The sequence below is a fragment of the Pseudomonas sp. LB3P14 genome (assembly GCF_054898045.1).
Map to the genome: position 1 here is coordinate 907,314 of NZ_CM142714.1, position 13,256 is coordinate 920,569.

Genomic DNA, 13,256 nt, shown 5'->3' on the forward strand with positions numbered 1-13,256 from the left:
CAAAGCAGCTGGCACGTAGAAGGGGACACACTATGAAAAACACCGACTTCGACTGGCTGGTGATCGGATCGGGATTTGGCGGCAGCGTCTCGGCGCTGCGCCTCGTGGAGAAAGGCTATCGCGTGGCGGTGCTCGAGCGCGGCCGACGTTATCGTGACGAAGACCTTCCCAAGTCGGCTTGGCAGTTCAACAAATACCTGTGGGCACCCGCACTGGGTTTGAAGGGGATTATGCGCATGTCGCTGTTTCGCCATGTCTTCTTCCCCAGTCAGTCGGGTGTCGGCGGCGGCAGCACCGTGTATGGCGGTGTGTTGTACCGCGCCAAGCCAGAGTTCTTCCAAAACGTGCAGTGGCGTGAACTCGGTCGCTGGGACAAGCTGTTGCAGCCTCACTATGAAACGGCCGAGCGCATGCTTGGGGTAAAGACGGTGCCTTTTGACTCGACGAACCAGCAACTCGCCCGGGAGATGGCACGACACTTCGGAACCGAAGACACATTCAATCGCGCACCCACCGGGGTCTTTTTTGGCGAGCCGGGCAAGACTGTCAAGGACCCCTATTTTGGTGGGGAAGGACCTGACCGCACGGGGTGTATACGCTGCGGCGCCTGTATGGTCGGATGCCGCGTCGGTGCTGTGAACTCGCTGGTGAAAAACTACCTGTGGTTCGCAGAGAAACGCGGTGTGCAGATACTGGCAGAGCACGAGGTCGTTGATGTGATCCCGCTTGGGGCAGCCGATGGCAGTGAAGGCTACAGTGTGACCACTCAGCGTCCCGGCGCCTGGTTCTTCCGTGACCGTCAGACGTATACCGCACGAGGAATTATCTTCGCCGGCGGGGCTCTCGGTACCAACGAATTATTGGCCAACTGCAAGCACGGCGGCTCGTTGCCCCGGGTCAGCGATCGTCTTGGCGAATTGGTGCGCACCAACAGCGAATCGGTTCTAAACGTGCGCCTGCCCGAGGACCGTAAAACCTGGAACGACGTCACTGCCAGCAGCAGTGTGCACGTCGATCAGAATACTCACATCGAGTTTCTCACCTACGGTCGCAACGCCGACTTCCTTAGCCTGCTCTGCACTCTGCTGGTCGGCAAGGGTGGTCGCGTGACGCGGCCGCTGAAGTGGCTGGGGACTATCGTGTTGCACCCGGTACGATGGCTGAAGTCACTATGGCCATGGGGCTGGAGCCGGCACATGGTGATGCTGCTCGTAATGCAGACTTTGGACAATGCGATCGCTCTCCGCCCCAGCAAGCGTTGGCTGGGCCGCGGCTACCGCCTCGTCACAGAACAGAATCGCGACAAGCCAAATCCCACGTACATTGAAATGGGTAATCAGGCTGCTCAATGGCTGGCCAGGCATACCGGCGGTATTGCTCAGAGCAACGTAATGGAAGCACTGGGTAATATTCCAACCACAGCCCATGTACTGGGCGGCGCCGTCATCGGTGCCGATGTTAAAAGCGGCGTGATTGATCAGAACCTCCACGTTTTTGGTTATCAAAACATGTTGGTTTGTGACGGCGCTGCGATGCCTGCAAATCCCGGGGTTAATCCAGCGCTGACCATCACGGCACTTGCCGAGTACGCAATGGCGCAGATACCGGAGGCCCGTCAGGGCAATAACAAAGGTAATCATGGAGGAGGTGAAGCGGTGGCTACGAGGCAGTCCGATGTCGCGCCGAGTCATCCAGATGATCCGCGTGTGGCCTCGATACAGATCCCGCTCCTGCTCTGCAAATGAGCATTCATCACGACCGGTCAATTTTCTAATGAACGAACCGGTTGACCCTCATCTGAATATGCCGACCGGCATGAGTACATGAACTGAAGTACCGTTCGCACCGCGCTACTGCAGGGTTGCGCGGTTTTCAAACGCCTGGCGTGCTTGCCCAGTTTGCAATTACGCCAGCGGTGGAAGCCTCCACTCTTTGGCGCTTCGCTCCAAAGCCGACAACAATGTTGTTGCACGTCGCTACCAGGATCTCTGAGGCAGGATTGGCTGTGCTCGAAAAGTGACCGGCGAGCTCGAGCATGATGAATCCATGCGCAGCACTCCATAGCTGCGGTGCGATGAAAGCAGGATCGATTTTGCGGACGCATTTCGCATCAACCAAGCGAGCGCAGGCATCGACCAGAATCGCGTATGTCGCCTTGAACGCTTCCGATTGTCCATCTGCAATCGGTGTCATGGTACCTCGTGAGGGGCTATACCTCCCGTCAATCGAAAGACCAAACATCAAGTCGTACAGATGAGGATTGCTTCGTGCCAGTTCTCGGCAAGCCAGGACCATTGCACACAAGTCGGCTATCGGATCATCCGTAACCGGCACGCCCTTGAAGGCCGCTGCCAGCCGCTTGAATCCCTCGTCAGCGACCGCCTGTAGAAGCTCAGGCACGCCACCGAAGTGAGTATAAACGCCCATCGTCGAGAGGCCGGCTTCACTCGATACCGAGCGCGCTTTGACTTCGGACGGGCCGCTAGTCGCAAGCACGCGGATGGTCGCCTCGACAAGGCGAGAGGGGGCATTAGGGAGTGAGTTTTCAGAGGTCATATTGCAATAGTGCCATAACGGAGTTATGTTTATCAAATAACAGTGTTATATATTCGAGTGGCTGGAGACCTAGCTGGGCTTATGAGGGATCGACGTCATGGGATTCAGGCGTGGATCTCGAAAACGGTAAAGCGCGAAGGGTGGCACGCCTGGTCCATCCACAACGAAAAACAATACTTTAGGATCTACTAATGCAAGTTAACTTCAGAAATCTCGCCATCCTTTCAGCATGTCTGTTTTTTGCTCTGGCCTTCACCTGGACGTTTGCACCCGGTTTTTTGCTGGCAAGCTGGGGCGTGGATTTCACTGAGTCCGTCGGGGTAACCGGACGACGCGGGGCTGCGTTGTATGCGGGGATAGGAGTCATGTTTTTTTCAGCAAGAAATACGGGGCCGTCCTCGGCCCGCTCATCGTTGGTCACAGGGTTGGTCGTGACCTGCTTGATTCTCGCCGTCCTTGGCATATTCGAACTTGCCATGGGTAATGTGGACTTTGGGATCTTGCCCGCCGTTCTTATCGAAGTCGCGCTCATCTTTGCGTTCCTTTACGTCTCACGTGCCTCACAAAACGATCTTAAATCTGAATGCGCAAACCGGTAGCCATGAGCCCCAAGCCTATTTCACAACCCGAAAATGGCATCAAGCCATTATTAAAAAGACTCTCGAAATGAGGAATCAGGTAATGCGTAATCTGAACAAAGCAGGTGTATTCGGCCTTACCCTGGCAGCAGCAGTCATGTCATCTGCACTTTGGGCAGACGATAATTCGCCCGTTGGGCTGTGGCAGAACATAGACGACGTCAGTGGGAAGCCGAGGGCGCTGATTCGAATCACCGAATCCGAGGGCGTTCTAAAAGGTGTTATCGAAAAAGCGTTTCCTACCTCCGGCGAATCTCAGAATCCGAAGTGCGAGAAATGTGAGGGCGTGAACAAGGACGCGCCGATTGTTGGCCTAACCATTCTGACCGGCTTGCGAAAGGACGGCGAAGAATACACCGATGGCCAAATCCTCGATCCTGACAACGGTAAGGTCTACAAGAGCAAAGTCCACCTGACCGACGATGGTAAAAAGCTCAGTGTGCGCGGCTACATTGGCATGCCGGTGCTGGGACGCTCACAGACCTGGTTACGCCAGGAATAAGGACACACGATGAAAGCATTCATTATCGATCGCTATGGAAAAAAAGCTGCGTTACGGGCGACTGAAATGCCCGAACCAAAATTGGGCAAAGATGACGTTTTAGTCCAGATCCATGCTGCGGGTGTAAACCCTCTGGATTTAAAAATCAGGGACGGCGAGTTCAAGATGATTTTGCCTTACCGCATGCCGCTTATCCTGGGTAATGATTTAGCCGGTGTCGTCGTAAAGGTTGGCTCACGAGTGCAGCAGTTCAAGCCCGGCGATGAAGTCTATGCACGGCCAGACGATGATCGAATCGGTGCGTTCGCAGAGTTCATTGCGATCAATCAGGGCTCGTTGGCGATCAAGCCGAAAGGTCTGACCATGGAGGAAGCGGCGTCTATCCCTCTGGTTGGCTTGACGGCCTGGCAGGCGCTGGTCGAAAAAGCGGGCCTGAAGAAAGGCCAAAAAGTGTTAATTCATGCGGGTTCTGGTGGCGTGGGTACGCTGGCCATTCAGTTGGCCAAGCATTTGGGAGCAATCGTCGCGACGACCACGAGCACGGCGAACGTCGAATGGGTGAAGCGCCTTGGTGCGGATGTCGTAATCGATTACCGCAAAGACGATTTCGAAAAAGTCCTGCACGATTACGATGTGGTCTTGAACAGTCTGGGCACAGAGACACTGGAGAAATCGCTACGTGTGCTAAAGCCTGGTGGAAAGCTCATCTCAATTTCTGGACCACCGGATGCTGACTTTGCGAAAAGCGCTGGATTATCCGGGTTCCTGAAGCTGGTCATGCGTCTGTTGAGTTATGGGATCAGGAAAAAAGCCAAACGCCGTGGCGTCAGTTATTCATTCCTTTACATGAAAGCAAGCGGTGAGCAATTGCGTAAGATCACCGCACTCATCGATTCTGGGGCCATACGCCCGGTTGTGGACCAGATCTTTCCATTTGAATCGACGCCGGATGCTTTGGCCTATGTTGAAACAGGTCGGGCGAAAGGCAAGGTCATCGTTAAGGTTAAATAATGTGGAAGATCGCTAAAACTCGACCGTCAACTATCAGGAGCGGAACTCGCGCGGCTCATTGAAGGGCGGCATCTTATCCTGGGGGCAGGGGAGATGCTTGAAAAAGGGTCGCTGCTTCGATGGGAGGTGATTCAAAGAGACAAGCTTTGAGCATTCTTTGTGTGGAAGGAGGGCTTATGTTTGAAGGCTTCACGCGTCATCAGATCACAGTAGGCGAAGTTGAAATCGCCTGTGTCGTTGCAGGTGAAGGCGAACCTCTACTGATGCTTCACGGCTTTCCGCAGACCATGGCAGTTTGGGCGCAGATCGCGCCAGCGTTGGTCGCGCAGGGCCGTCGGGTCGTTTGCGCTGATTTGCGCGGATATGGCGCGTCGGGTAAACCCCCGGCCCAGGCAAACTTGGTGAACTATGGGTTCCGGGCGATGGCTTTGGATCAGTTGGCACTTATGCGTGCACTCGGACATGAAAAGTTCCATATCGTAGGTCACGACCGTGGCGCTCGGACTGCGTATCGCTTAGCGCTCGACCATCCTGACTCGGTAGTCAGCGTAACGCTGATGGACGTTGTGCCAACGACGGTGCTGCTGACCGATCTGCGCAAGGAAGTCGCGCAAAGCTACTGGCACTGGTTCTTTTTGGCCCAGCCGGGCCCCTTTCCAGAGCGAATGATCGGGGCTGATCCTGATTTCTTCTTCGAGAGCTGTCTTTTCGGATGGGGGGCGGCGGGGCCTGAGGACTTCGATGTAGAGCAACTGTCGGCGTACCGGCAATCATGGCGAGATCCAATGACCATCGCCGGCTACTGCAACGACTATCGCGCTACGCTGGCGGTCGATTTCTCGGACGATTTGATTGATCAAGGAAGACGTATTGCGGCCCCTGTGTTGATTCTTTACGGTGCGTCAGGAACGATGGCCCGACACTACGACATTCCCGCCACTTGGTCTGAACGTTGTTCGACCATAGAAGCTGCCGCAATTCCAGGCGGTCATTTCTTTCCCGACTCCGCACCGAATGAAGTCGTAAAGCATTTGGTCACTTTCCTCGCGCGACATCCACTTCACGTATTGCCATAGATCTATTGAACGACGCTTCAGGTATTAAGCGCTTGTATTCGAGTCAAAAGGCAATACGACCACTTAGCGTGAAAAAAACAGCAGCCTGGTGCCGACGAAGAATTCATGGGGCATTTCTTGCTCTCTCAATGCTTTATGATTATTATTATAATCATAAAATACGCATTCCATTTACTCGAAAAGCGCATCACTTGAGACGATGCGAGCGGCGAGCGAGTTGTTAGAGGGAGGCTGTGTAAAGTTGCAGTTCGATATCAGCACTTCTGCACGCGACGTTGTCCCTGATCGAGCATTGAAGTTCCTTAGCCAATTGGGCAGGCCGCTCGTATTAGCGTTAGTCAGTATTTTGATCCAGCACCAATAGCGTCCCCATACTTGAACAGGAGAACATCATGACCTTCAAAGCACTGCTCGCCACCAAGACGGGCGACGCGATCTCGACCAACCTGGTCAATTTAAACGATCAGGATCTCATGCCGGGTGACGTCACCGTGGTAGTCGAGTACTCAAACGTGAACTACAAAGATGCACTGGCGATCAGTGGTCGGTCTCCGGTAATCCGTCAGTTTCCCTTGATTCCGGGTATTGATTTCGCGGGCATCGTCGAGACCTCTACCTATCCCGGCATCGTAGCCGGCGACCGTGTATTGGCCAACGGCTGGGGACTAAGCCAGACCTGGCATGGTGGCTTCGCGCAAAAGGCTCGTGTCAGCGGTGACTGGCTGGTCAAGGTCCCGGAAGTATTTTCGACTAAAGAGGCAATGGCCATTGGTACTGCCGGTTACACCGCAATGCTAGCGGTGCTGGCGCTCGAGCATGGTGGTCTGACGCCGGAGAGCGGCGACATCCTGGTGACCGGTGCCAATGGCGGCGCTGGCTCCGTGGCGATCGCGCTGCTATCGAGCCTGGGATACCGCGTGATCGCATCGACTGGGCGCCTCGAAGAGGCCGACTATCTGCGCGCTCTGGGCGCCGCCGAGATCATTGACCGCCGTACGCTGTCTGAACCGGGGGCGCCCATCGCCAAGGAGCGCTGGGCAGGCGTCGTGGATTCAGTAGGCAGTCATACCCTGGCTAACGCACTGGCACAGACTCAGTATCGTGGCGTCGTCACGGCCTTCGGCCTCGCCCAGGGCATTGATTTGCCGGCCTCGGTGCTGCCCTTTATCCTGCGTAACGTGACGCTGGCAGGCATCGACTCCGTCAATGCACCGCAGCAGGTGCGGCTGCAGGCATGGTCACGCCTGGCTGCAGATCTGGACCTCGACAAGCTGGCGCGGACGACCCAGGTGATCGGTTTGGCCGAAGTCCCCGCAATCGCCGGTCGAGTCCTTGAGGGCAAGGTGCGGGGGCGCACAGTCGTCGACGTAAACGCATGACAGTGTGTCGCGGCGATTCCAGCATCTCGCGATGCTGGCTATTCGTGCATGGCGTCATGCTCATCAGCCGAGCGCCGACTTCAACGGCGCCTCGGTGCGCCGCTGTGCACGGGCGTCGGTGCTATGTTCTCGGTGGCAAGGAAGCCGCGACGGGCTGTGATGGGCCGAAAGATATTGCGACTTGCGAGAAGGAGGGAGGTCACCTATTCATTTTTGTTCGTGCGTCCCGATGGCGATCAATTGAACGAAATCGGCGAACTTCTCAAGAGGAGCGCATCCGGCCAGTAATCGATAAGGTGTTTGCGTTCGAGCAGGCTAAGGAGGCGCTTGAGTATCTTGCCGAAGGGCATTCGAAGGGTAAGGTCGTCGTCAAAGTGAGATAACGCTCCGCATCTCAATCACCGCACCCATTCGTCTCAGAAGAGTTTCTTGCGGATGGCAGCGATGCCCATAATCATTGATCAACAGCGAGCATAGGTTGGATAGTTCGCTGTATTCATCAGTCTGGAGGTAATACGGGATCAGCTGCCGCTACTGCGCTAACCTGGCACGAATGCTCCTCGTGAATAAACTTTCATTAGCGAATTGGTTTTTTACTGTTCCAACATCAAGTTGCGCCAGATGATTGTTGAAGGGTCGATGAGAACAGTAGAAGGCTGCAACTTAATATTTTTTTTCGCAATAGCAAGGTTTGAAATATCCACATCTGATGATTGATCTTGCTGCGCTTTAATGTGAAGTAAGTAATTTGGATTCTCAGTCGCGTGGTCAAGCGATACGAGACCTTCATCAATTCTTTCCGCGTGAGGCTGGTGTGTTTTTGGCGCAGGCTCACATTCACTCATCAGCCATTCCTAAATATTTTCTGCTTAAGTTAAATAATAATGTCCGCAGCTGACATGCACATCATCGAAGTGGAAATACTTCCCTAAGCATGCGCGAACTCAGTGGCGGGTTGACCTCGTCCTCACGCATCAAGGAATACCAGTGCTTTGGCCACAAAATCAGCGTGATGCTGGAAGATTCCGCCATGCCCTGCGTCCTGATAAATGATCAATTGCGAATTTTGAATTCGTTTCGCCAGGTCTATAGAGTTCTTGGTCGGTACCATGATGTCGTTGTCACCGTTCGCGATCAGCGTTGGGATGCGGATATGACTGAGATTCTGTGGGGCTTGTTTGCCCCATGCGATGATTGCTTTGAGTTGCCGTAAGAACGCTGTCGGTGTCGGACCTTTGTCTCTGTCAGTCTTACGTTCCTTAAGACGCGTCAAGAAGTCTTTAGCGGCTTGCTGGCCGTTGGATGTCGAGGTGAAGAAAAGGTAGGACTTTGGGTCCTTTAGCCTCAGAAAACCTTTTACCATCAATGGCCATGATACTGACCAAACCCTATCGATACCCTCACCACCGGCGGGTCCGGTCCCGGTGAGGATAAGCTTGCGTACCAAACCAGGGGCTTTTAGAACGATCTCCTGCGCTACGAATCCTCCCAGTGAGAAACCGAGTAGATCGGCTTCCTTGAGGTCTAATGCGCGAATCACACTGATTGCATCGTTTGCCATTTCACCAACGGTCGCTGGAGCCGTCCCACCCGATGCGCCGATTCCACGGTAGTCAGTGGTGATTACACGCCGCGTCTTCGCGAGACCGTCGACGATCCTCGGGTCGAAGTTGTCTAGAACTGCGCCCCAGTGATTCAACAGAATGAGCGGTACGGTTCCACGAGGACCTACCTCACGGTAAACGAAGGCCGTGCCGTTAACGTAAATTTGCTTATTCGCTGCCCTCACAAACGGCACTTGCGATTCGAGGTCGGGTTTTGTATTTGAAATAGTCATTTTTACTCCGTGCTCGAGGTGAGAATCGGAAGGCTTTACTCGATGCACAGCAGTCGATATGCATCGAGCTCACCCCCCCCCAATTGCCTGCCGCCACTGCTACGAGATGATCACGCTTGGCTCTGATACCGTTCGGCGACACGGGACTGCCTGATCTCCGAGAGCAGACCTTGGCGGGCCGCTTGCAGAACATCCCAGCGTTCAGCCTCCTGCAATGGCGGAATCGTCACGGGTTCGCGACGATCGAAACCGAGCAACGCTGCATCGACCAAATTACCCACCTCCATGATCTCATTGAGGGTATTGATGTCGATTCCCGCGCGCTCCCAGATTTCGGTGCGGGTAGCCGCAGGCAGTACGGCTTGCACGTAGACTCCCTTCGGGGAGAGTTCCAGGCTCATTCCTTGTGATAGAAACAGCACGAACGCCTTTGTTGCACCGTATACCGTCATACCAAACTCAGGTGCCAGGCCCACGACTGAGCCGACATTCACGATCGCGCCTTCACCGGCCTGTGCCAGGCGTGGGGCTATGGCGCTTGCGAGGCGCACCAATGCGGTCGTGTTGAGCGATACGAGTTGAGCGGCGCTGTCTGGTGTCTGTTCGAGAAAGTTGCCGGTTTGAGCCGCGCCTGCATTGTTAATCAGGGTCTTAATGCTCGTGTCTTCACGCAGGCGTGCCTCGACTGTCGTCAAATCGCTGATTTGGGTGAGGTCGGCCTTGAGAATGTCAATGTTGACGTTGTGTTCGCTACGCAGCCGGGCGGCCAATGCTTCTAGCCGTACATTGTCACGGGCTACCAGTACAAGATCTTGTCCGCGTTGCGCAAAGCGCTCGGCGTAAACAGCGCCAATGCCGGTGGAGGCGCCAGTGATCAGAACAGTTGTGCGCGTGCTCATAGTGTCATTCTCTTCTTCAAGTAGAGGACCAAGCGTTTCATGCGCGGTAATTGGCGCACGCGCTTAGCCGCGAAATTTCAATGCTTTTGGAGATTGGATTCAGTCAAAGTTGGATAGTCGATGTAACCCACTGAACCGCCGCCATACAGGGTTGCAGGATTAAATGCTGACAAAGGGGCGTCGGTTTTAAGCCGGTCCACCAAATCCGGATTGCCAATGAACGGGCGCCCAAAAGCGATCAAGTCGGCCTTGTCCTCGTTGAGTTGCGAGGTGGCCAGAGTGACGTCGTAGCCGTTGTTGGCGATGTAGGTGTTTTTGAAGCGCTGACGCAAGGCGCCAAAGTCGAAGGGGGCAACGTCGCGTGGCCCGCCGGTAGCGCCTTCGACGACATGGAGATAAACGATGTCCAAGGCATTGAGCTGGTCGACAATGTAGTCGAACTGAGCCTTTGGATCGCTGCTGGAGACGCCATTGGCCGGTGAGACCGGCGATATACGAATACCAGTTCGCCCAGCACCGATCTCACTGACCACAGCCGCAGTCACCTCCAGCAGTAGGCGAGCACGATTTTCAATCGAGCCACCGTAGGCATCAGTACGGACATTGGCGCCGTCCTTGACGAACTGATCCAGCAGATAACCGTTTGCACCGTGAATCTCTACGCCATCGAACCCGGCAGCAATCGCGTTTGCCGCGGCTTGACGAAAGTCGTTAACGATTCCGGGCAGCTCGCTGATATCAAGCGCTCTGGGTTCCGAAACGTCTTGGAAGCTATTGTTGACGAACACTTTAGTGGCGGGACGTAGCGCGGAGGGGGCGACTGGAGCTGCACCATTTTCCTGCAGGTCTACGTGGGAAACACGCCCAACATGCCACAGTTGCAGGAAAATCCGGCCGCCCTTTGCATGCACAGCGCCGGTGACTTCGCGCCAGCCATCTATCTGCGCCTGCGTGTAAATCCCGGGCGTATCCTGATAGCCCTGTCCCTGCTGTGATATCTGGGAAGCTTCGGAGATGAGCAAACCTGCTGATGCTCTTTGACTGTAATAGGTCGCAGTAAACGCGCCAGGTACGAAGCCCTCGCCAGCACGGTTGCGCGTAAGCGGTGCCATGACAATTCTGTTGGAAAGCGTCAACGCGCCAAGCGCATAAGGTTCAAACAAAGTTTTAGTGTTCATCTTGTTTCCATGATCGTTGATGAGTGACGAGGGCGCCCTAGATACGGCGATTCGCGAAGACGGATTTATGATGTCGACCATACTCAAAGAAGTCAACGCTTTTGATTGCAATCAACATCATAGTAAGATGCCCCCTTGGATTCGAGATGGAAGGCTCAACGAAATGAAGATCACCAAGACGCAATCACTCGCCAATCGAGCTCTTATCGTCGAGACAGCTTCCATGCTGTTTCGTGAACGTGGCTACGATGGCGTGGGAGTGGCGGAGCTCATGGCTGCGGCCGGCTTTACGCATGGAGGTTTTTACAAACATTTCGGTTCTAAGGCTGATCTGATGGCGGAAGCGGCAGCGGATAGTCTTTCGCAATCGCTCGCCGATACCAGTGGTCTCGATGTTGCAGAGTTCATCAAAATCTATGTGTCAAGAGATCACCGAGATGGGCGAGGAAACGGTTGCACCATGGCAGCCTTGTGTGGGGACGCTGCACGTCAATCACCCGAATTGAAGGCCACCTTTACTAGTGGGATAGAAAGCACGCTGGTGGCTCTCGAAGAGAAGTACAGGGCGGAGCAGGGCGTAGCGCCAGAAAGGGCGCGGGCAAAAATGATCGACATGTTGGCGCATGCCATAGGTGCGGTCATGTTGTCGCGAGCGTGCCCAGATGATTCGTCGTTGGCTGATGAAATACTCCAGGTGTGCCAGGCTGAAATCATCGCATCTTTGCCGTTGTCGCTTGGTGATGAGCCTTAATGGGAACAAATAGAAGGCCACATCAAGTGGTTGCTCACATCTCAATTCGGTCAATTTGGAATTTGCCGCACACAGAACTTGTGTGCGGCGGTCGCACAGCGATCAGAACTTGAACGTGTATCGAAAGATCAACCGATTTTCGTTGGCGCTGTCGGCGTAGGTGGAGCGGTTTGTGGAGTTACGCCACTGTGCCGAAACGTTCTTCAACGGACCACTTTGAATGGTGTAGGTGATATCGCTGACCCGTTCCCATTCTTTGCCATCCTGACCTTGGGCTCGCAGACTGGCTGCCTGGGATGATCCCAAAAGAGCAGGATCGACTTCGTCTCCTTTTACATACTTCAGGCCCAGAGTTAGCCCGGGCACACCGGCAGCAGCGAAATCAAAATCGTAACGAGCAATCCAGACGCGCTCGTTCGGAGCGGTAAAGGTGCTCACCAGCGATTCGCCGAACAGGTACGTGTCGGTACCATTGACCATGGCGAAGGGCGTGTCCCCCCAGGCTTTCTGAAAACCGAGGCCGAACGTATGACCACTCTGACGGTAGGAGAACATCGTGCTGAGTGTCCGGTTGTCCACTTCACCCAGCGCTTCATCCCCGGTTTCGCTGGCAGCAAAATAACGAACGTCGGAAATCACCGATCCGAGGCCCAGTGCTCGTTCGAATTTCAAGCCGAAAAAATTCGAACGGTAGAGGTCTTCCAACTCGGCCACGTGGTAGCTGAGCGACAGTTGCGGCATCACTTTGTAGTCAAATGCCAGGTAGGTGTAATGGTCGGCCTGCACCGCTTTGTAGCCGAAGGTGGTCAGCGATTCAAAGTCCGTCGAGTTACGCTGCTTCACAGCATTGATCCGTAACGCACTGAAGGTCAAAGGCTCAAAGTCTTTGGATACCAGCATTCCACCGCGGAAGACTTGCGGGAGCAAGCGACTGTTATTGCTGGACAGCAGGGGCATTACGGGATTTAGCCCTCCGATGCGTAATTCGCTAGCGGCCAGGCGAGCCTTGGCGGTAGGTACTAGCTTGCTGTACTCATCGTTTACGTTGCGTTGCGAATCAAAAGCCAACAGCCCGGAACCGGTTCGGTCCGAGCTGGAATCCAGTTTGACGCCGAGCAGGCCGAGCGCGTCCACGCCAAAACCAAGTGTGCCCTCGGTAAAACCCGACTGCACATTCAAGATGAAGCCTTGCGCCCATTCATCACGTTTGGACTGCCGTGCTTCGTCGTTACGATAGTCACGGTTGTAATAGAAGTTACGCAGTTCAAGGCTGGTCTTTGTGCCGCTGATAAACTCCGCGAAGGCGCTGGGCGCCGCGCACGTGAACAGGATCGCCGAGAGCGACGTCACACTTTTTTTCGACATGTCTAATGCACCATTTGTTGTTGTTTTTGGTGTCAGCAGCGCGCACCGCTCATTGAAAGAGCGA

The 13,256-nt window shown here is 54.6% G+C and carries 13 protein-coding genes and 1 pseudogene; 8 read left to right on the top strand and 6 right to left on the bottom strand.

The annotated features are described in order from the left end of the window. Positions 1-32: 32 nt before the first annotated feature. Complete coding sequence (locus ACYZT5_RS04275) at positions 33-1,745, top strand: GMC oxidoreductase (RefSeq protein WP_462049950.1); 1,713 nt, start codon at positions 33-35, stop codon at positions 1,743-1,745. Between the two features lie 127 nt (positions 1,746-1,872). On the opposite strand, the gene ACYZT5_RS04280 is transcribed toward ACYZT5_RS04275, so the two are convergent. Further along, positions 1,873-2,556 carry a TetR/AcrR family transcriptional regulator gene (locus tag ACYZT5_RS04280; protein ID WP_462049951.1) on the bottom strand — a complete coding sequence of 228 codons (684 nt, stop codon included), beginning with the start codon at positions 2,554-2,556 and terminating at the stop codon, positions 1,873-1,875. 191 nt (positions 2,557-2,747) lie between these two features. Here ACYZT5_RS04280 and ACYZT5_RS04285 point away from each other — a divergent pair, with 191 nt between their 5' ends. The 6 genes and pseudogenes from ACYZT5_RS04285 to ACYZT5_RS04310 form a co-directional block, all read left to right on the top strand. Beyond that, on the top strand, positions 2,748-3,155 hold the full coding sequence (locus tag ACYZT5_RS04285) for a hypothetical protein (RefSeq protein ID WP_462049952.1): 408 nt from the start codon (positions 2,748-2,750) through the stop codon (positions 3,153-3,155). 82 nt (positions 3,156-3,237) lie between these two features. Beyond that, the gene (locus ACYZT5_RS04290; protein ID WP_462049953.1) at positions 3,238-3,696 is read left to right on the top strand and encodes a DUF2147 domain-containing protein; all 459 of its coding nucleotides are present in this window, start codon (positions 3,238-3,240) and stop codon (positions 3,694-3,696) included. 9 nt (positions 3,697-3,705) lie between these two features. Continuing rightward, complete coding sequence (locus ACYZT5_RS04295) at positions 3,706-4,707, top strand: NADP-dependent oxidoreductase (protein WP_462049954.1); 1,002 nt, start codon at positions 3,706-3,708, stop codon at positions 4,705-4,707. 176 nt (positions 4,708-4,883) lie between these two features. Then, positions 4,884-5,783 (top strand): alpha/beta fold hydrolase, encoded by a 900-nt coding sequence (locus ACYZT5_RS04300; protein WP_462049955.1) that lies wholly within the window; start codon positions 4,884-4,886, stop codon positions 5,781-5,783. Positions 5,784-6,175: 392 nt separating this feature from the next. Next, positions 6,176-7,162: an acrylyl-CoA reductase (NADPH) gene (acuI, locus tag ACYZT5_RS04305; RefSeq protein ID WP_462049956.1), complete on the top strand. Its 987-nt coding sequence runs from the start codon at positions 6,176-6,178 to the stop codon at positions 7,160-7,162. 156 nt (positions 7,163-7,318) lie between these two features. Further along, positions 7,319-7,545, top strand: a pseudogene (locus tag ACYZT5_RS04310) (zinc-binding dehydrogenase); the annotation flags it as partial. Positions 7,546-7,755: 210 nt separating this feature from the next. Here the strand turns inward: ACYZT5_RS04310 and ACYZT5_RS04315 are convergent. From ACYZT5_RS04315 to ACYZT5_RS04330, 4 genes are all read right to left on the bottom strand, one after another. Next, a complete protein-coding gene (locus tag ACYZT5_RS04315) occupies positions 7,756-8,007 on the bottom strand; it encodes a hypothetical protein (RefSeq protein ID WP_462049957.1) in 252 nt (83 codons plus the stop codon). A gap of 122 nt (positions 8,008-8,129) precedes the next feature. Next, positions 8,130-8,999, bottom strand: a complete 870-nt coding sequence (locus ACYZT5_RS04320) for an alpha/beta fold hydrolase (protein WP_462049958.1) — start codon at positions 8,997-8,999, stop codon at positions 8,130-8,132. Positions 9,000-9,109: 110 nt separating this feature from the next. Further along, a complete protein-coding gene (locus ACYZT5_RS04325; protein WP_462049959.1) occupies positions 9,110-9,898 on the bottom strand; it encodes an SDR family NAD(P)-dependent oxidoreductase in 789 nt (262 codons plus the stop codon). A gap of 77 nt (positions 9,899-9,975) precedes the next feature. Next, positions 9,976-11,076, bottom strand: coding sequence for an alkene reductase (locus ACYZT5_RS04330; protein ID WP_462049960.1), 1,101 nt, complete (start codon positions 11,074-11,076; stop codon positions 9,976-9,978). A 163-nt stretch (positions 11,077-11,239) separates the two neighbouring features. On the opposite strand from ACYZT5_RS04330, the gene ACYZT5_RS04335 reads away from it, so the two are divergent. Beyond that, positions 11,240-11,827 carry a TetR/AcrR family transcriptional regulator gene (locus ACYZT5_RS04335; protein WP_462052184.1) on the top strand — a complete coding sequence of 196 codons (588 nt, stop codon included), beginning with the start codon at positions 11,240-11,242 and terminating at the stop codon, positions 11,825-11,827. Positions 11,828-11,929: 102 nt separating this feature from the next. Here ACYZT5_RS04335 and ACYZT5_RS04340 read toward each other — a convergent pair whose 3' ends face one another. Further along, positions 11,930-13,192 (bottom strand): OprD family porin, encoded by a 1,263-nt coding sequence (locus ACYZT5_RS04340; protein ID WP_462049961.1) that lies wholly within the window; start codon positions 13,190-13,192, stop codon positions 11,930-11,932. Between the last annotated feature and the right edge of the window lie 64 nt (positions 13,193-13,256).

What these genes read in the sequence shown, in the direction of transcription:
- ACYZT5_RS04275 (WP_462049950.1), top strand. Translation starts at nt 33, where the DNA reads ATGAAAAACACCGACTTCGACTGGCTGGTGATCGGATCGGGATTTGGC.
- ACYZT5_RS04280 (WP_462049951.1), bottom strand. Translation starts at nt 2,556, where the DNA reads ATGACCTCTGAAAACTCACTCCCTAATGCCCCCTCTCGCCTTGTCGAG.
- ACYZT5_RS04285 (WP_462049952.1), top strand. Translation starts at nt 2,748, where the DNA reads ATGCAAGTTAACTTCAGAAATCTCGCCATCCTTTCAGCATGTCTGTTT.
- ACYZT5_RS04290 (WP_462049953.1), top strand. Translation starts at nt 3,238, where the DNA reads ATGCGTAATCTGAACAAAGCAGGTGTATTCGGCCTTACCCTGGCAGCA.
- ACYZT5_RS04295 (WP_462049954.1), top strand. Translation starts at nt 3,706, where the DNA reads ATGAAAGCATTCATTATCGATCGCTATGGAAAAAAAGCTGCGTTACGG.
- ACYZT5_RS04300 (WP_462049955.1), top strand. Translation starts at nt 4,884, where the DNA reads ATGTTTGAAGGCTTCACGCGTCATCAGATCACAGTAGGCGAAGTTGAA.
- acuI (WP_462049956.1), top strand. Translation starts at nt 6,176, where the DNA reads ATGACCTTCAAAGCACTGCTCGCCACCAAGACGGGCGACGCGATCTCG.
- ACYZT5_RS04315 (WP_462049957.1), bottom strand. Translation starts at nt 8,007, where the DNA reads ATGAGTGAATGTGAGCCTGCGCCAAAAACACACCAGCCTCACGCGGAA.
- ACYZT5_RS04320 (WP_462049958.1), bottom strand. Translation starts at nt 8,999, where the DNA reads ATGACTATTTCAAATACAAAACCCGACCTCGAATCGCAAGTGCCGTTT.
- ACYZT5_RS04325 (WP_462049959.1), bottom strand. Translation starts at nt 9,898, where the DNA reads ATGAGCACGCGCACAACTGTTCTGATCACTGGCGCCTCCACCGGCATT.
- ACYZT5_RS04330 (WP_462049960.1), bottom strand. Translation starts at nt 11,076, where the DNA reads ATGAACACTAAAACTTTGTTTGAACCTTATGCGCTTGGCGCGTTGACG.
- ACYZT5_RS04335 (WP_462052184.1), top strand. Translation starts at nt 11,240, where the DNA reads ATGAAGATCACCAAGACGCAATCACTCGCCAATCGAGCTCTTATCGTC.
- ACYZT5_RS04340 (WP_462049961.1), bottom strand. Translation starts at nt 13,192, where the DNA reads ATGTCGAAAAAAAGTGTGACGTCGCTCTCGGCGATCCTGTTCACGTGC.